This window comes from Ferrovibrio sp. (assembly GCF_035304305.1).
In the GTDB taxonomy this organism is placed as follows: domain Bacteria; phylum Pseudomonadota; class Alphaproteobacteria; order Ferrovibrionales; family Ferrovibrionaceae; genus Ferrovibrio.
Genome location: NZ_DATGQG010000108.1, coordinates 1 through 17,180 on the forward strand (window position 1 = coordinate 1; position 17,180 = coordinate 17,180).

The 17,180-nt window shown below is 64.7% G+C and carries 16 protein-coding genes; 10 read left to right on the forward strand and 6 right to left on the reverse strand.

Annotated elements, in window-relative coordinates:
• From VKZ87_RS12345 to VKZ87_RS12385, 9 genes are all read left to right on the forward strand, one after another.
• Positions 1 to 976: glycosyltransferase family 4 protein (locus VKZ87_RS12345; RefSeq protein ID WP_324221561.1), on the forward strand; the 976-nt coding region annotated here is incomplete at its 5' end.
• The gene (locus VKZ87_RS12350) at positions 973 to 1,554 is read left to right on the forward strand and encodes a histidine phosphatase family protein (RefSeq protein WP_324221562.1); all 582 of its coding nucleotides are present in this window, start codon (positions 973 to 975) and stop codon (positions 1,552 to 1,554) included. The genes VKZ87_RS12345 and VKZ87_RS12350, both read left to right, overlap by 4 nt.
• 4 nt (positions 1,555 to 1,558) lie before the next feature.
• On the forward strand, positions 1,559 to 2,713 hold the full coding sequence (locus VKZ87_RS12355) for a glycosyltransferase family protein (protein ID WP_324221563.1): 1,155 nt from the start codon (positions 1,559 to 1,561) through the stop codon (positions 2,711 to 2,713).
• A 1-nt stretch (position 2,714) separates the two neighbouring features.
• Positions 2,715 to 3,506 (forward strand): polysaccharide deacetylase family protein, encoded by a 792-nt coding sequence (locus tag VKZ87_RS12360; protein ID WP_324221564.1) that lies wholly within the window; start codon positions 2,715 to 2,717, stop codon positions 3,504 to 3,506.
• Positions 3,507 to 3,516: 10 nt separating this feature from the next.
• The gene (locus VKZ87_RS12365; protein ID WP_324221565.1) at positions 3,517 to 4,026 is read left to right on the forward strand and encodes a hypothetical protein; all 510 of its coding nucleotides are present in this window, start codon (positions 3,517 to 3,519) and stop codon (positions 4,024 to 4,026) included.
• Positions 4,023 to 5,909: an ABC transporter ATP-binding protein gene (locus VKZ87_RS12370; RefSeq protein ID WP_324221566.1), complete on the forward strand. Its 1,887-nt coding sequence runs from the start codon at positions 4,023 to 4,025 to the stop codon at positions 5,907 to 5,909. Before VKZ87_RS12365 ends, VKZ87_RS12370 begins: the two co-directional genes overlap by 4 nt.
• Positions 5,906 to 7,804 carry an ABC transporter substrate-binding protein gene (locus VKZ87_RS12375; RefSeq protein WP_324221567.1) on the forward strand — a complete coding sequence of 633 codons (1,899 nt, stop codon included), beginning with the start codon at positions 5,906 to 5,908 and terminating at the stop codon, positions 7,802 to 7,804. Before VKZ87_RS12370 ends, VKZ87_RS12375 begins: the two co-directional genes overlap by 4 nt.
• Positions 7,805 to 7,819: 15 nt before the next feature.
• Positions 7,820 to 8,845: an ABC transporter permease gene (locus tag VKZ87_RS12380; RefSeq protein ID WP_324221568.1), complete on the forward strand. Its 1,026-nt coding sequence runs from the start codon at positions 7,820 to 7,822 to the stop codon at positions 8,843 to 8,845.
• Positions 8,842 to 10,011 (forward strand): ABC transporter permease, encoded by a 1,170-nt coding sequence (locus VKZ87_RS12385; RefSeq protein ID WP_324221569.1) that lies wholly within the window; start codon positions 8,842 to 8,844, stop codon positions 10,009 to 10,011. The genes VKZ87_RS12380 and VKZ87_RS12385 overlap by 4 nt, the downstream gene beginning before the upstream one ends.
• A 15-nt stretch (positions 10,012 to 10,026) precedes the next feature.
• On the opposite strand, the gene VKZ87_RS12390 is transcribed toward VKZ87_RS12385, so the two are convergent.
• Complete coding sequence (locus tag VKZ87_RS12390; RefSeq protein ID WP_324221570.1) at positions 10,027 to 10,842, reverse strand: class I SAM-dependent methyltransferase; 816 nt, start codon at positions 10,840 to 10,842, stop codon at positions 10,027 to 10,029.
• Between the two features lie 31 nt (positions 10,843 to 10,873).
• Positions 10,874 to 11,704, reverse strand: coding sequence for an MBL fold metallo-hydrolase (locus VKZ87_RS12395; RefSeq protein WP_324221571.1), 831 nt, complete (start codon positions 11,702 to 11,704; stop codon positions 10,874 to 10,876).
• 173 nt (positions 11,705 to 11,877) lie between these two features.
• On the opposite strand from VKZ87_RS12395, the gene VKZ87_RS12400 reads away from it, so the two are divergent.
• Positions 11,878 to 12,594, forward strand: coding sequence for an enoyl-CoA hydratase/isomerase family protein (locus VKZ87_RS12400; RefSeq protein WP_324221572.1), 717 nt, complete (start codon positions 11,878 to 11,880; stop codon positions 12,592 to 12,594).
• A gap of 3 nt (positions 12,595 to 12,597) precedes the next feature.
• Here the strand turns inward: VKZ87_RS12400 and VKZ87_RS12405 are convergent, their stop codons facing one another.
• From VKZ87_RS12405 to carB, 4 genes are all read right to left on the reverse strand, one after another.
• Positions 12,598 to 13,290, reverse strand: a complete 693-nt coding sequence (locus VKZ87_RS12405) for a response regulator transcription factor (RefSeq protein ID WP_324221573.1) — start codon at positions 13,288 to 13,290, stop codon at positions 12,598 to 12,600.
• 10 nt (positions 13,291 to 13,300) lie between these two features.
• Positions 13,301 to 14,161, reverse strand: coding sequence for an alpha/beta hydrolase (locus VKZ87_RS12410; RefSeq protein ID WP_324221574.1), 861 nt, complete (start codon positions 14,159 to 14,161; stop codon positions 13,301 to 13,303).
• A 15-nt stretch (positions 14,162 to 14,176) separates the two neighbouring features.
• Positions 14,177 to 14,650: a transcription elongation factor GreA gene (gene greA, locus VKZ87_RS12415; protein ID WP_324221575.1), complete on the reverse strand. Its 474-nt coding sequence runs from the start codon at positions 14,648 to 14,650 to the stop codon at positions 14,177 to 14,179.
• A gap of 19 nt (positions 14,651 to 14,669) precedes the next feature.
• Positions 14,670 to 17,180: carbamoyl-phosphate synthase large subunit (carB, locus tag VKZ87_RS12420; RefSeq protein WP_324221576.1), on the reverse strand; the 2,511-nt coding region annotated here is incomplete at its 5' end.

Here is a 17,180-nt window from a genome sequence, read left to right on the forward strand (position 1 = left end):
CAGGCTTGAGGACCGCATCGCCGCCGAGGCCGCGGCAGAAACCGACCGACTGGTTGCCTCCTGGCAGGCGGACCCGGCAACGCGGCCGGACCTACTCTTTACCTACCATGTGTATCATAAGGCCGCCGACTATCTCGGGCCGGCGCTGAAGGCCCGCCTGGCGGTGCCTTACGTGATTGCCGAGGCATCGATTGCACCGAAGCGCCGGAACGGTCCCTGGGCAAAGGGCTACGTACAGGCTGAAGCGGCGATCCGGGCCGCTGATGCACTGCTGGCCATCACCGAACTGGATCGCGTCTGCCTTGCCAGCTTCGCCGGAGGAGAGAAGGTGTCCCTTCTGCCGCCCTTCCTCGATCCGGCGCCGTATCGCGCCGCCGCCGCGGAGCGCGACGAGCACCGCAGAATGCTGGCGGGCCGCTTCGGACTTGATCCGCACAAACCCTGGCTGCTCGCGGTCGGGATGATGCGCGCTGGCGACAAACTCGCCTCCTATGCCTGCCTTGCCGAGGCGTTATCACTCGCGTCCGGCAGGCCATTTCAGATGATCGTCGTCGGTGACGGACCCGAGCGCACGGCCGTCGAACACGCCTTTGCCGGCACGAACACCTGCTTTCTCGGGCAGCAGGACGCGGACGGTCTGGCGCGGATCTACGCCGCCTGCGACCTGTATGTCTGGCCTGCGGTCAATGAAGCCTACGGGCTTGCTCTCCTGGAAGCCCAGGCCGCCGGACTGCCGGTGCTCTCGGTCAGAACCCGCGGCGTGCCCGATATCGTCCGTCATGGCGAAACCGGCTGGCTGATCGAGGATCATTCGCCCCGCGCGATGGCGGAGGCATTGCGCGAACTGCTGGCGCAACCACCGCAGCTTGCACAGATGTCCCGTGCCGCCGCCGACCATGTTGGCTCTCACCTTTCCATGGCCATGGCCCGGAAACGTCTCGCGGCGCTGTTCCGCCACCTCGGATTGCCGCAATGACCCGCCTCGTCCTCCTGCGCCATGCCGCAACAGGGTGGAATACCGACCACCGCCTGCAGGGCCGCGCCGACCTGCCGCTTTCCGATGCGGGGCGCGCCAGCCTCTTCGGGCGACGGGTTCCCGAGGCCTATGCGAGGCGAAAGTGGTATGTCAGCCCGCTGCAGCGTGCCAGGGAAACGGCCGACCTGTTGCATCTGCCTGCCGCAGTTGAACCGGCCCTGATCGAAATGGATTGGGGGCAATACGAAGGACGGACTGTCGCCGAATTGCGGACGCAGTACGGCGAGGCATTCACGACCGAAGAGGCGCGGGGGCTCGATTTTCAGCCGCCGCGGGGCGAGAGCCCGCGCCAGGTACAGCAACGCCTGCTGCCCTGGCTGCGCAGCCTGGCCGAAGCTGGCGTGGATTGTGGTGCCGTTACCCATAAGGGTGTGATCCGCGCCGTGCTGGCGGCGGCCTATGGCTGGCCGATGATCGGCAAGCCTCCCGTCAGGCTCGACTGGACCTGCCTGCATGAATTCCGTATTGCTGCCGATGGCCGCCCGCAGCCGCTGGCCATGAACATTCCCTTGGAGTGAACCGATGGCCGCACCAGGCGTGATGATCTATGTCCAGCATCTTCTGGGCGTCGGCCATTTGCACCGCGTTTCTGCCATCGCCCGGGCGATGGCACGAAACGGCTTCGCGACTACGCTGGTTTCAGGCGGAATGCCGGACCCGACGCTGCATGGACTCGAGGGCATACGCTTTATCCAGCTGCCCCCCGCCCGTGCACAGGATTCCAGCTTCCGCGTCCTGCTGGACGAGCATGACGTACCGGTGACGGATGAATGGCGAGCCATGCGTCTGGCGCGCCTGCAGGCCGTGTTCGACGAAGTTGCACCCGATGTCCTGCTGACGGAACTGTTCCCCTTCGGCCGCCGCCCGATGCGGTTCGAGTTGCTGCCCCTGCTTGCCCGCATCCGTGAACGCCGGCCGAAACCGCTGGTCTTCTGTTCGGTGCGGGACATCCTGGTCGACCGCAGCAAGCCGGAGCGCGATCTCGATTCCATTGCGTGGCTGCAGCAGCATTACGATGGCGCCTTCATCCACGGCGACCCCGCCATCGTTCCGTTCGAGAAGACCTTTCCGCTCGCCGACCGCATCCGGGACCAGCTGGAATATACCGGCTATATTGTCGAGCAGCATGACATCCCCCAAACCGGGGCCGGAGAAGGAGAAGTGCTGGTTTCGGCGGGTGGTGGGGCGGTGGGCCTGCCGCTGTTCCGCACGGCACTGGCGGCTAAACCCCTGTCCGCCGCACGCGACCGGCAATGGCGCATTCTGGTCAGTCGCCAGGAAAATACCGCCGCCGTCGAGGAACTCCGGCAACTCGCCGGGCCGGGCGTGATCATCGAGCCGGTGCGGCCCGACTTTCCCGGCATGCTGCGGCACTGCCTGCTGTCGATCAGCAAGGCCGGGTACAATACCGTGATGGAAACGCTGGCGAGCCGCGCGCGCGCGGTCGTCGTGCCCTTTGCCGGCGGCGAGGAAACCGAACAGGCGCTGCGCGCCAACCTTCTGGCCGAACGCGGCCTGCTTCAGGTGGTCCGCGAAAGCGGACTGACGCCCCAGCGCCTTGCAGACGCAATCGGTGCAGCCCTGGCCTCGGCTCCGACCACAGCCGGCATCCGCCTCGACGGTGCCGACGAAACCGTCCGGCTGGTACGGCACCATCTCGCTCGACGCAGCCCCTGACATGACGCTCCTGGCTTCCCTGCGGGACGAATGGACGGCACTGGAAGCCGAGCTCGACCTTTGGGCAGAAGCCGGTCGGGTGGCCAGCTTCTGGTGGCGGGATGACGATGCCACCGATGTCACGCCGCCCCTTGAAAGGCTGCTGCGCCTGAAGGACAGCACCCGGACACCCCTCACCCTTGCCGTCATACCCGGGTTGGCAACCGAGGCCCTCGCCAGCCGGCTGGACGGTTCCCCGGGACTGACGGTCGTTCAGCATGGCTTCGCTCACCGCAATCATGCTCCCGCAGGCGAGAAGAAATGCGAGTTCCCGGCTTCCCGGCCGCTGCAGCAGCGGATCGACGACCTCCGGGCCGGCGAGAAGAGCCTGGGCACGCTGTTCCCCCGGCGGCTCCGGGTACTGGTGCCGCCGTGGAACCGGATCGCGGACATGGCCGGTGATCTGGCGACCATGGGCTTCATCGCGCTTTCCGGCTTCGGCCTGCGCCGCCATCCCTTTGCCGCGCCGGGGCTGATCCAGCTGAACACCCATATCGACCCGGTAGACTGGCGCGGCGGAGACGTCACCTCCGGTTGCCGCACGGCCCTGAAACAGGCGGTACTCTGCCTGCAGCGGCAACGCGGCGATGTTGCACTGCAACAACCCCTCGGGCTGCTCACCCACCATCTCCGGCATGATGACACGGGCTGGGATTTCATCGCCGCTTTTGTTGAGCTCATCGGCCGCCATCCCGGAGCCGAATGGACCGGGCTGGAGCGGGCTCTGAAGATCGGCCTGCCCCCGAGGCCGTAATCTTCCTGTCATGACAACCTTCTATTACCCGGCATCCCGCCTCTGGCCAGACTATCTCCGGTCCGCCATCGGCCTCGCCTTCTGCCTGGGACTAATGTTGTTTGCCGAGCCCCAATCTGTCATTTTCGTCCTGTTGGCTGGCTCGGGCCTGCTTTTTGCCTGGCTTGGCGTCATGACCTTGTGGCGTCAGCAGATCGAGGTTGAACTCGACGCGTCGGGGATTGCATTGCTCAACCGGTGGGGATTCCGTCGTCGCGTGAATATGCCCTGGTCTGATCTGACCGCCGTGGATCTGCGTTATTACTCCACGCGACGGGACCGGAGTGAGGGATGGCTGCAATTGACTGTTAAGGCATCTCAGGCGCGATTGCGGGTCGACAGCAACCTGCTCGGCTTTCCGCAGCTTGTGCAGGCGGCAGTGGCAGCCGCCGACCGGCAACAGCTTGCGCTCAGCCCCATGACGCGTGCCAACGTGGAGCGAATGGCCGACATGGTCCGCCGGCAGGGGGATGGGCCATGACCAGTAACGTGCTTGAGGTCGAGGATCTCCAGGTCCATTTCACGCTTCCGGAAGGCCTGCTCAAGGCGGTCAATGGCGTCAGCTTCCGCATCCCCCAGGGGGGCACCGTAGCTCTGGTGGGAGAGTCTGGTTCGGGCAAGTCCGTCGTCAGCCAGAGCATCATGGGAATCCTGCCCCGCATCGCGCGCATTGCCGGTGGCAGCATCCGGTTCTTCGATCCGCTCGCGCCCTCGACGCCAATCGACATTGCGCAGTTGCGCCCTGGCAGCAGTGCGATGCGCCAGCTCCAGGGCGGCCGCATATCGATCATTTTCCAGGAGCCGATGACCTCGCTGAGCCCGCTGCACACGATCGGCGACCAGGTCACCGAGGCCCTGCACCTGCACCGAAAGTCCACGCCGGCGGAAGGTCGCGAGATCGCGACCGAGATGCTGCGCCTCGTTGGCTTCCCCGATCCGCAGCGCGCCATGCGGACCTATGCTTTCGAGCTGTCCGGCGGGCTGCGGCAGCGCGCCATGATCGCCATGGCTCTGGTCTGCCGACCGGCCCTGCTGATTGCCGACGAGCCCACCACGGCGCTCGATGTCACGATCCAGGCCCAGATCCTTAAACTCATCAAGGACCTGCAGACCGAACTCGGCATGGCGGTACTGATGATCACCCACGACCTCGGCGTCGTGGCCAACATGGCTGATGAGATCGTCGTCATGTATCATGGGCAGGTGATGGAGCGCGGCTCCCTGCACGACATCTTCCGTGACCCGCAACATCCTTATCTGCGTGCCCTGCTGAACGCGGTACCCCGCTTCGACATGAAGCCCGGGGAACGGCTGGTGCCCATTCGCGAAATCAAGGCGGAAGTCGGCAGCCTTCTGCGGTCCAAACCGCGCAGAGCGCCCGCGGCCGGAGAGCCGCTTCTTGAGGTCAACCACGTTTCGAAAAGCTTCACCCTGCGCAAGGGCGGCCTTTTCGGTGGCGGGCATGCAACCCGCGTTCTTGCGGTCGATGACATCTCCTTTTCCATCCAGCCCGGCGAATGCCTCGGCCTGGTCGGGGAGTCCGGCTGCGGCAAGACCACGGCAAGCAAGCTGATTCTGCGCGCGCTTGCGCCCGACAGCGGCAGCATCCGCTTTCATGACGGCGACCGCATGGTCGATGTGCTCGCCCTGAAGGACGAAGAGCTATTCTCCTATCGCCGCAAGGTCCAGTTCATCTTCCAGGATCCCTTCTCGTCACTCAATCCGCGCATGACCGTCCTCGACATCATCTCCGAACCGATGGTCATCCATGGTATCGGCGACGCGGATGAACGCTTCGAGCGGGTCAAGGAACTGATGACCCTGGTCGGCCTGGATACCCGCTTCATGCGGCGCTACCCTCATTCCTTTTCGGGCGGGCAACGTCAGCGCATCGGTATCGCGCGGGCCCTCGCGCTGCAGCCGGACGTGCTGATTTGCGACGAGCCGGTTTCCGCACTCGATGTGTCGATCCAGGCCCAGATCCTCAATCTTCTGAAGGATCTGCAGAAGGAGCTTGGCCTGACCTACCTGTTCATTTCGCACAATCTCGCCGTTGTCGACTACATCGCCGACCGGATTGCGGTGATGTGCGCTGGCCGCCTGGTGGAGATCGCGCCGCGGGCCGCGCTTTTCTCCAACCCTGTCCATCCTTACACCCGGGCGCTTCTGTCCGCGGTGCCGAAGCCGGATCCGGACAGCCGTCTGGACCTGCACTTCCTGATGGAAGGAAAGGCGTCGGACCCCACGGCCTGGCCCCATCCCTTCACGATCGACAATGCGGCCCGGCCGCGTATGGTCGAAATCGGCGACGGACACTTCGTGCGCGCCGCCGAGAATGCCGACCTTCGGGAACTTGTCGCATGAAATCCGTCATCGCCCTGATATCCGCGATCCTGCCGCTGATTGCATTGCCGGCCGCACAGGCGCAGACCGAGCTTCAGGAGATCCCCGCGCTGACGGCGGAGGTGGCGGCCGGCCGGCTGCCGCCGGTCGATCAGCGTCTTCCCGCAGAACCGCTTAGGGTGGCCTTCACCGCGCCTGCCGAAGCGGGACGGCATGGCGGCGAGATTCGCACCCTGATCGGACGGGCCCGCGACCTGCGGCTCCTGAGCGTGATCGGCTACACCCGCCTCGTCGTGTACAACGAAAAATTCGAAATCGTTCCCGACCTGGTCGAGAGCTACACCGTAGAGGACGAACGCGTTTTCACTTTCCGGCTGCGGCAGGGCCACCGCTGGTCCGACGGCCAGCCGTTCACGACCGAGGACTTCCGCTATTACTGGGAAGACGTCGCCAACAACAAGGACCTGAGTCCGTCGGGGCCGCCCATCGCCCTTCTTGTCGACGGTGATCCGCCGCAGGTCACCTTTCCCGACCCCCACACCGTGCGCTATGAGTGGTCGAAGCGGAATCCCTATTTCCTGCCGCGGCTGGCCGGAGCCGCGCCGCTCTATATCTACCGTCCCGCCCACTACATGAAGAAGTTCCACGCCCGCTATGCCGATCCGGCTGAGCTGCAGCGTGTGGTGACGGCGGCGAAGCAGCGAAACTGGGCCGCCCTGCATAACCGGCTCGACAACATGTACGAGTCGGACAACCCAGACCTGCCTTCGCTGGACCCATGGGTCATTGCGACACGGCCGCCGGCGATCCGCTTCCTGGCCCAGCGCAATCCGTTCTATCACCGCGTCGATCCGAATGGTCTGCAGCTGCCCTATCTGGACCGGATCGTCCTCACCCAGGCCGATGGCAAGCTGATTCCCGCCAAGGCCGGCGCCGGCGAAGCCGACCTGCAGTTCCGTACCATCAGCTTCAACAACTTCACCTTCCTGAAGGAGAACGAGAAGCGGGCCGGCTACAAGACGCTGCTCTGGCGTACCGCGAAAGGCTCCCATTTCGCGCTGTTCCCGAACCTCAACTGCAACGATCCGACCTGGCGTGACGTGCTGCGCCAGCCGGCCTTCCGTCAGGCGCTCTCGCTGGCGATCGACCGCCAGGCCATCAACGAGACGCTGTTCTTCGGCCTGGCTCTGGAATCCAACAACACCGTTCTGCCCGACAGCCCGCTGTTCCGTCCGGAATACCAGACCCGCAATGCGACCTATGATCCCGCCGCGGCGAACAGGCTGCTCGATGAGCTCGGCCTGACCAAACGCGACGGCAACGGCATTCGTCTGCTGCCCGACGGCCGGCCGGTGGAGATCATCGTTGAAACCGCCGGCGAAGACACGGAACAGACCGACATTCTGGAGCTGATCGGCGAAAACTGGCTCAAGGTCGGGATCAAGCTGTTTGCCAAGCCGAGCCAGCGCGACATTGTCCGCAACCGCATCTTCTCCGGTGAGGCAATCATGTCGGTCTGGACCGGGCTGGAAAACGGCCTCGCCCGGGCCGATACGATCCCCAGCGAGCTGGCCCCCACCTCGCAGTACGGGCTGCAATGGCCGAAATGGGGACAGTGGTATGAAACCCGCGGCCAGTCCGGCGAACCGGTTGACCTGCCGGCGGCGCGTGAACTGTTCGACCTGTTCGAACGCTGGCTGGAGGCGAACAGCGCGCAGGAACGCGAACAGATCTGGCACCGCATGCTGTCGATCCATGCCGAGCAGACTTTCACCATCGGCGTGATCAGCGGCGTCTTCCAGCCGGTGGTGATCAACAAGAAGCTGGCCAATGTGCCAAAGGAAGGCGTGTTCAACTGGGATCCGGGGGCATTCGTCGGCATCTACAGGCCGGAAACCTTCTGGATGCGTCCGTAAGCCGGTGCCGAACGCATGCTGATGTATCTTGCGCGCCGCCTGCTGCTGATGATCCCCACCCTGCTGATCATCAGCCTTCTGATATTCCTGATCATCAAGCTGCCGCCCGGCGACTATCTCAGCAACCAGATTGCCGAGCTGAGGGCGCAGGGCGAGACATCGGCGCTGGAACGCGCCGAGTTCCTGCGCAAGCAGTATGCGCTTGACCGGCCGCTGCTCGAGCAATATGCCATCTGGATGGGCTTCTGGCCCGGTCCCAACGGCCTGTCCGGACTGCTGCAGGGCGACTGGGGCTGGTCTTTCGAATACAACCGCCCGGTGGGCGAACTGATCGGCGACCGCCTCGCGCTGACCGCGGTGATCAACTTCTTCACCATCCTGTTCATCTATGTCGTCGCCTTCCCGATCGGCGTCTACTCGGCGACGCGGCAGTATTCATGGGGCGATTACGGCTTCACGCTGCTGGGCTATATCGGCCTGGCGACGCCGAACTTCCTGCTCGCGCTGGTGATGCTGTATTACGCCAATATCTGGTTCGGGGTCAGCATGGGCGGACTGGTCGATCCCGAGCTGATCGATGCCCCCTGGAATGCCGAAAAGATCAGGTCGCTGTTTGCCCATATGGTCGTTCCCGTCATCGTCATCGGCACCTCGGGAACCGCAGCCATGATTCGCCGCCTGCGCGCCAATCTTCTGGATGAGCTGCAGAAGCAGTATGTCGTGACCGCCCGCGCCAAGGGTCTGCCGCCACTGCGCCTGCTGATCAAGTATCCCATCCGCATGGCGCTGAACCCGTTCATTTCCGACATCGGCAACCTGCTGCCCTCCGTCGTATCGGGCTCGGTGATCGTCTCCGTCGTCATGAGCCTGCCGACAGCCGGCCCCATGCTGCTCGGGGCTCTGCAGTCGCTCGACCAGTATCTCGCCGGCTCGTTCCTCATGTTTCTGGCCGTACTCACGGTTGTCGGCATGCTGGTCTCGGACATCCTTCTGGCGTGGCTTGATCCACGCATCCGTCTTACCGGCGGGCAGGCGAAATGAGCCGTCAGGATACCAAGCAGAAGCTGGAACACTGGGTCAGCGATGCGCCGTTCGATCCCTATTCGATCGAGGCGATGGCCCCCGAGCAGGAGCAGTATTACCGCGCCTCGCAGTGGAAGATGATGTGGTGGAAATTCCGCCGTCATCGCCTCGGGGTATGGAGCGGCGTCATCCTGCTGCTGATCTACGCCTCCACCCTGTTTTCGGAATTCATCGCGCCCTACAATCTGCAGACCCGGAATCCGCGGGCGATCTATGCGCCGCCGCACGAGATCCATCTGTTCCATGACGGCGAATTCGTCGGGCCCTTCGTCTACGGCCAGCGCTTCAAGATGAATACCGAGACCCTGAAGCGGGAATACACGCCGGATACGTCACGCGTGTATCCCCTGCGGTTCTTCTGCCAGGGCGATCCGTACGAGTTCTGGGGCGTGCTTCCGATGCGCTTCCATTTCGTCTGCCCCGCCGAAGAGGGCCACTTCTACCTGTTCGGCACCGACCGTCTCGGACGCGACATCTTCTCGCGCATTGTGTACGGCACGCGCATATCGCTCACCGTCGGACTGTTCGGAATTGCTATCAGTTTTCTGCTGGGCATCCTGCTGGGCGGCATATCCGGCTATTACGGTGGCTGGGTGGACAATGTGATCCAACGGCTGATCGAACTAGTCCGCAGCCTGCCGGAACTGCCGCTCTGGATGGCCCTTTCGGCCGCCCTGCCGGTCACGTGGTCGCCGATCCTGGTTTATTTCGGCATCACCATCATTCTCGGCCTGCTCGACTGGCCCGGCCTCGCCCGCGCCGTCCGCTCCAAGCTGCTGGCACTGCGCGAGGAGGATTTCGCCGTGGCGGCTCAACTGATGGGCGCCTCGCCGGCCCGCATCATCGGGCGCCACCTGCTGCCGAGCTTCATGAGCCACCTGATCGCCTCGGCGACCCTGTCCATTCCGACCATGATCCTCGGCGAAACGGCGCTGTCGTTCCTCGGCCTTGGCCTGCGCCCGCCGATCACCTCCTGGGGCGTGCTGCTGAACGAAGCGCAGAACATCAATGTCGTCGCGCTCTACCCCTGGCTGATGACGCCGGCAATACCCGTGATTGTGGTCGTGCTCGCCTTCAACTTCTTCGGTGATGGCCTGCGCGACGCCGCCGACCCGTATCGCTGAAGTCCGTCGGCTGACCTACGCCTGCCTGACCAGCCAGAGGCTGGCGGGAAGCGCCTCGGCGGCGGCCGGCAGGCGGCCAACGATGCCCTGCTGCACGATGTCGCGCATCCGGGTCGCTGCCCAGTGACTGGCGAAGAACAGCCGGAAACCACCGGCCAGCATGGGCCCGATGGCCTGCTGCTCGTTGTAGCCGCGCCAGCTCCAGGCGGACGGGTAGTCGTCCGGCAGGAAGATATCGTGGATATGGATCAGCAGGCCCGCCGGCAGGCGCGGCAGGATGCGGTTGAACAGCCAGTCGACATCCGTGCCGGGCATCAGGATATGGCTGGAATCGATGAAAAGCACGTCGCCGGCCTGCAGCTCCGAGAAGAGCGCGGGATCGCAGCCCTGAACCACCTGCGGCACGAAGCGGATCGGGAGGCCGGTGAGCATGGCGCGCGGCGCCGGATCGATTGCCGTGATCGTGGCATCGAACTGCCCGTCCGCCACGGCGCGGGCAAGAAACCGGGTCGAGTGGCCCGATCCGATCTCGATGATCCGGCGCGGCCTGTGCTCGCGGATCAGCGTATAGGCGGCAACGGCATCCAGGGTGGGAAACCAGCTCTGGCTGAAGCGCGGCGCCGGCGGCGGCGCAGCCCGGGCGGCGATCGCCAGCAGGTCATTGGCATATGCCTCGGCCTGCCGGAGGACTTCGGCAAATGCCGGCTGCGAGGCCGCGAATATCTCTTCCAGCGCCGCATAGGCCGGCTGTGTCGCAGTCAGCTGGTCGGCGTACCGATAGGGGATGAAGAATCCCTGCCGGCGCAATCCGAGCAGGGTCTGCAGGCCCATGCGCAGCCTGCGCCATCCCGGTCGGTTCATCTCAGGGGCGCAGCACGAGGCCCTCGCGGGCCACGACCGATCCGGGGCGCCGTACCGCCAGCTCGGCGGCAATCCGGTCCATGAAAGCGTCGTCATGTTCCGGATCGTGATGGAATACCACGAAGGTGTTCACGCCGGCTTCATCGCAGAGCCTGACCCCCGCCTGCCAGGTCGAATGGCCCCAGCCCTGCCGGCAGGCATATTCCTCGTCGGTATACATCGAATCGTAGATGACGATATCTGCGCCGCGGATCAGTTCGACGATCTTCTCGTCACATCCTTCGGGCGGATGCTCCGTGTCAGTCAGATAACAGATCGACTTGCCGCCATACTCGACGCGATAGCCGGTCGCCAGATCCGGATGGCTCAGCGGCCCGGTCCGGACGGTCACGCCCGGGCGCGGCTCCAGAACGTCGCCCTGCCGGAAATCGGTGTAGGTGATCTGCGCCTGGAAAATCTCTAGCGGCACCGGGAAGAGCGGCGAGCACATCATCTGCTTCAGCACGCCCTTGATGCCGGGACCATCGGTCACATGGCCGGCATAGACGTTGAATTTGCTGCGCGGATCGAAGAACGGGCAGAAATGGGGCAGCCCGCAGACATGGTCGTAATGCGTGTGGGTGAAAAACAGGTCGGCATCGACCGGCGCCTCCTGCTGCAGGGCGAGGCCCAGCGCGCGAACACCCGTGCCCGCATCCATGATCAGCAGATGCCGGCCGCAGCGGATCTCCAGGCAGGAGGTATTGCCGCCGTAGCGCATTACGTCCGGAGAACCCACGGCAATGCTGCCGCGTACCCCCCAGAAGCGGACGTAAAAGTCGTTTTCCCCCACTCGGGCCTCCTTCTTCCCGCCAGCGTCGAGGGACGGAGCGCCTCCTGAATTTACCGCCGAATTCACCGGGCCTTGCTGTTGGCCAGACCCTGTGCGGAAATGTGTCATGACAAAGATTAAGGGCGGATTACCCGATGTCTCAAGCATTTGCTGTGGAAACTAACGATTATGAGGTGGCCATCACATTCCGCCGCCCGGAGTGGCATAACGCCCTCGATATCCACGACCTTGAGGCGCTTGACCTTACGTTAAGCGAACTTGCATCCCGGCCGGATATCCGGGTCCTGGTCCTGAAAGCCGAGGGGCGCAGTTTCTGCTCCGGCGTCGATCTGGGCGCCGTGGCGGGGCATGACTGGCGGGACAACCCGCTCGAGCGCGTCTCCAACCGGCTCGAAAGCCTGCCCTTTCCGACGCTCTGCGTGCTGCAGGGCGGTGTTTACGGGGGCGGCACCGACCTCGCGCTGGCCTGCGATTTCCGTCTCGGCGCGAAGGGCATCAAATGCTTCATCCCGCCGGCGAAACTCGGCATCCAGTACCATCCGCATGGTTTGAAGCGGGCAGTGTCGCGGCTCGGCCTCGGGCCGGCCAAGCGGCTCTTCCTCGCCGCGGAAACCTTCGATGATGCCGAGATGCTGCGGACCCATTTCATCGACTGGCTGGTGCCGGCGGAGGAACTCGCGCAGCGGACCGAAGCCATTGCCGCAACCCTGGCCGGGCTTGCCCCGATGGCCGTGCGGGGCATGAAACAGACCCTGAATGAGATTGCCGCCGGCTTGCTCGACGAACGCGCCGCGCGCGACCGCTCCGCCGCCAGCTTCCGGACCGAGGATTTCCAGGAAGGCCGCCAGGCCATGGCCGAGAAACGGCCGCCCAGGTTTTCCGGCCGCTGACCTTCAGGGCTGCAGGCGATAGCCGCCGGGATCGGTGACCAGCAGCTTCGCCTCGCCGGGGCTGCGCTCGATCTTCTGCCGCAGGCGGTAGATATGGGTTTCGAGCGTATGCGTCGAAACGCCCGCATTGTAGCCCCAGACCTCGGTCAGCAGCGTCTCGCGCGGCACCGGCTTGGTGCCCGCGCGCAGCAGGTATTTCAGGATCGAGGTTTCCTTTTCCGTCAGCCGCACCTTCTTGCCGGCCTTCTCGTTATCCAGCAGCAGCTTGTTGGCCGGGCGGAAGGTATAGGGCCCGATCGAGAAGACGGCATCCTCGCTCTGCTCGAACTGCCGCAGCTGCGCCCTGATGCGCGCCAGCAGAACGCCGAGCTTGAACGGCTTGGCGACGTAATCGTTGGCACCGGCTTCCAGACCCTGGATCGTGTCGCCCTCGCTGTCGGCCGCGGTCAGCATGATGATCGGCGCACGCACGCCGGCGTCGCGCATCTGCCGGCAGAGGTCCCGCCCATCCATGTCCGGCAGGCCCACATCCAGCAGGATCAGGTCGAAATGATCCTTTCCGACGATCTCCAGAGCCGCGGCGCCGTGATTGACGCAGTGGCTGGTGAACTCCTTCGTGGCATCGAGCTGTTCGGCCAGAAGGGATTGCAGCGTGAGATCGTCGTCGACAAGCAGCACACGCCGGGCTCCGCTCATGTCCTCCCTCCTATTGTAACAGGCGCGCGAAGGTGCCCTGCACCGCACTGCCTGGATTCGCCAGTTCGTCGACAATATTGAAGTGATGCCGGGCCGGCACAGTAATCGCCGTCACCTTTTCGCCGCGGCTCCGGCAGGCACTCGCGAATTCCTGCTGCTGCTCGAGGAAGGCTGCCGTCTCATCACCGCCGACAGCGAGCAGAAGCGGCGGCAGGGTCCCACCGGCCTCCGGCAGGAGCAGCAGCGGGCTGTTGCGCTCGGCCACAGCGTCATCCATGCCCAGCTTTTCGTTCAGATAGGTCCGGCTGATGGGCCGCAGGTCGTAGAGGCCGGAAAGCGACAGGCCGCCCTTCACCAAATCCGGGGGCAGGTCAGATCCGACCCCGCGCCAGTCGGAAAGCGCCGCCATGGCGGTGAGATGCCCGCCGGCCGAGTGGCCGCAGACATACATGCGGTCGCGGTCGAAACCGAGGCTGTCCGCCTCGCGCCAGAGCCAGGCCAGCGCTCCGCGAACGGAAGCCACGATGCTGTCCATCCCGGCGTCCGGGGCGAGGGGGTAGTTCAACAGCGCCAGGCTGGCGATGCGGCCGGCCGCTTCGCTGACGAAACCTTCGGCGAGGAAACCGAATTCTTTCTTGCTTAGCCCCTGCCAGTAGCCGCCATGGATGAAGACGACCAGCGGTCGGCCGGGATCACCGACTGGAAAGAAATCCAGCGTCTCGCGCTCGCCCGCTCCATAGCGGAGGTCATACTGCGCAGGCATGGCACGCCGCGCCGCAGCCGTCGCCTCAGCCCAGCGTGCAAAATCTTCCTGATGGGTAGGGACGGCTGCCCGGTTGTTGTAGAGCCTGTCGAGCGCCGCGCGATCCATGAGCGTCGCGGTGGCCTATTTGAAAGCCACCGAGACGATCTCGTAGGCCTTCGTTCCGCCCGGCGTGCTGACTTCGACGCTGTCGCCCTCGGCCTTGCCGACCAGCGCGCGCGCCAGCGGGGCCGTGATTGACAGCAGGCCGGCCTTGATGTCGGCCTCGTCGGCACCAACGATCTGATAGGTGCTTTTCTCGTCGGTGTCCTCATCCGCCAGCACGACGGTGGCGCCGAACATGACCTTGTCGCCCGACAGCTTCGAGACGTCGATCACTTCCGCCCGGCGCAGCTTATCCTCAAGCTCCAGGATGCGGGATTCGATCCAGCCCTGGCGCTCCTTGGCGGCATGGTACTCGGCATTTTCCGAAAGATCGCCGTGCTCGCGTGCCTCCGAGATGGCACGGATCACCGACGGCCGTTCCACCGTCTTGAGGTTCTTCAGCTCGGCCTCAAGGCGCTGGTAGCCGGTCTCGGTCATGGGGATCTTCTGCATTGCTCCCTCCTTCTGACCGCTAAAAATAGGCCTGCAGAGGGGCCACCGCAAGGCTCCCTGCCCGCAGCGCCTCGATGGCGCGGACGGCGGCCTTGGCGCCGGCAACAGTGGTGAAATAGGGAATCTTGTTCATCAGGGCGGTGCGCCGCAGATCGAAGCTGTCCCGGATCGAGGCCGCGCCTTCGGAGGTATTGAAGACCAGCTGGATCTCGCCGTTCTTCATCGCGTCCACGATGTGCGGCCGGCCCTCCATCACCTTGTTCACCACGCGGACGTTGATCCCGTGTTCGGAGAAGAACCGCGCCGTGCCGGAGGTGGCGACCACCTCGAGCCCCATGCCGACCAGCCGCCGCGCCGCTTCCACCAGTGCCGGCTTGTCGGCGTCGCGCACCGAGATGAACACGCTGCCCTTCAACGGCAGCACGGTGCCGGCGGCAATCTGCGCCTTGGCAAAGGCCGTGCCGAAATCGCGGTCGATGCCCATCACCTCGCCGGTCGATTTCATCTCGGGACCGAGGATGATGTCGACGCCGGGGAAACGCGCGAAGGGAAAAACCGCTTCCTTGACGGCAATATGGCCGTTCTTCCGCTCCTGCAGATTGAAACTCGCCAGCTTCTCGCCCGCCATCACGCGCGCGGCAATCTTGGCCAGCGGCGCGCCGATCGCCTTGGCGACGAAGGGCACCGTGCGGGACGCGCGCGGATTGACTTCGAGGATGTACACCACGCCGTCCTTTACGGCGTACTGCACGTTCATCAGGCCGACCACGTTCAGCGCCCTCGCCAGCTTCTGGGTCTGCGACTTGATTTCGTCGATGATGGCCGGCGCCAGGCTGTAGGGCGGCAGAGTGCAGGCGCTGTCGCCGGAATGGATGCCGGCTTCCTCGATATGCTCCATCACGCCGGCGACGAACTGCGTCTCGCTGTCGGCCAGGCAGTCGACATCGACCTCGATGGCATCCGACAGATAGCTGTCGATCAGCACCGGCGAGGTGCCGGAAACCTTCACCGCCTCGACCATGTAGCGCTCGAGCTGCGCCGGCGTGCGCACGATTTCCATGGCGCGGCCACCCAGCACATAGGACGGACGGATCACCACCGGATAGCCGATCTGCGCCACCACCGCGCGCGCTTCATCTTCCGAGCGCGCGATGCCATTGGCCGGCTGCTTGAGGTCCAGCTTCTGCAGCAGCTGCTGGAACCGCTCGCGGTCCTCGGCCAGATCGATCGCATCCGGCGAGGTGCCCAGGATCGGCACATTCGCGGCTTCCAGGCCGGCGGCGAGCTTCAGCGGCGTCTGGCCGCCGAACTGCACGATCACGCCCAGCAGCGCCCCCTTCGACTGCTCGACCCGCACGATCTCCAGCACGTCCTCGACGGTCAGCGGCTCGAAATAGAGGCGGTCGGAGGTGTCGTAATCGGTCGAGACGGTTTCCGGGTTGCAGTTGACCATGATGGTCTCGTACCCGGCTTCCTTGAGGGCATAGGCCGCATGGACGCAGCAGTAATCGAACTCGATGCCCTGGCCGATGCGGTTCGGGCCGCCGCCGAGGATCATCACCTTCTTGCGGTCCTGCGGCTGGGCCTCGCATTCGGCATCCGGCGAGAGCTCGTAGGCCGAGTACATGTAGGGCGTGCGGCTCTCGAATTCCGCCGCGCAGGTATCAACGCGCTTGAAGACCGGCAGCACGCCAAGCCTGCGGCGTTCGGCGGCGATCTCGGCTTCTGTCCTGCCGGTCAGCTCGGCCAGCCGGGCATCGGAGAAGCCCATGCTTTTCAGCCGGCGCAGGGCATCGGCCTCCTTCGGCAGCCCCTTCTCCCTCACGCGCTGCTCGGTACGGACGATCTCCTCGATCTGATCGAGGAACCAGGGATCGTATTTGCAGGCGGCATGCACCTCGGCGACGCTGAGGCCATGGCGGAAGGCCTGCGCGATCACCAGCAGGCGATCCGGCGTCGGCTGCGCCAGCGCGGCGATGATGGCTTCCTTGCCATCGGGCTCGTCGGCATTGGGAATGACGATGTCGTTCAGGCCGGTCAGGCCGGTTTCCATCGAGCGCAGCGCCTTCTGCAGGCTTTCCTGAAAGCTGCGCCCCATCGACATGGCCTCGCCCACCGACTTCATGGAGGTGGTGAGCAGGCGTTCGGTACCCGGAAACTTCTCGAAGGTGAACCGCGGCATCTTGGTGACGATGTAGTCGATCGTCGGCTCGAAGGATGCCGGGGTGACGCCGGTGATGTCGTTGGCGAGTTCATCCAGCGTGTAGCCGACCGCCAGCTTGGCGGCGACCTTGGCGATCGGGAAACCGGTCGCCTTGGAGGCCAGCGCCGAGGACCGCGACACGCGCGGGTTCATCTCGATGACGACCATGCGGCCGTCGGCCGGATTGACGGCGAACTGCACGTTGGAGCCGCCGGTTTCGACGCCGATCTCGCGCAGCACCGCCATCGAGGCGTCGCGCATCAGCTGATATTCCTTGTCGGTGAGCGTCAGCGCCGGCGCCACGGTGACGCTGTCGCCGGTATGCAC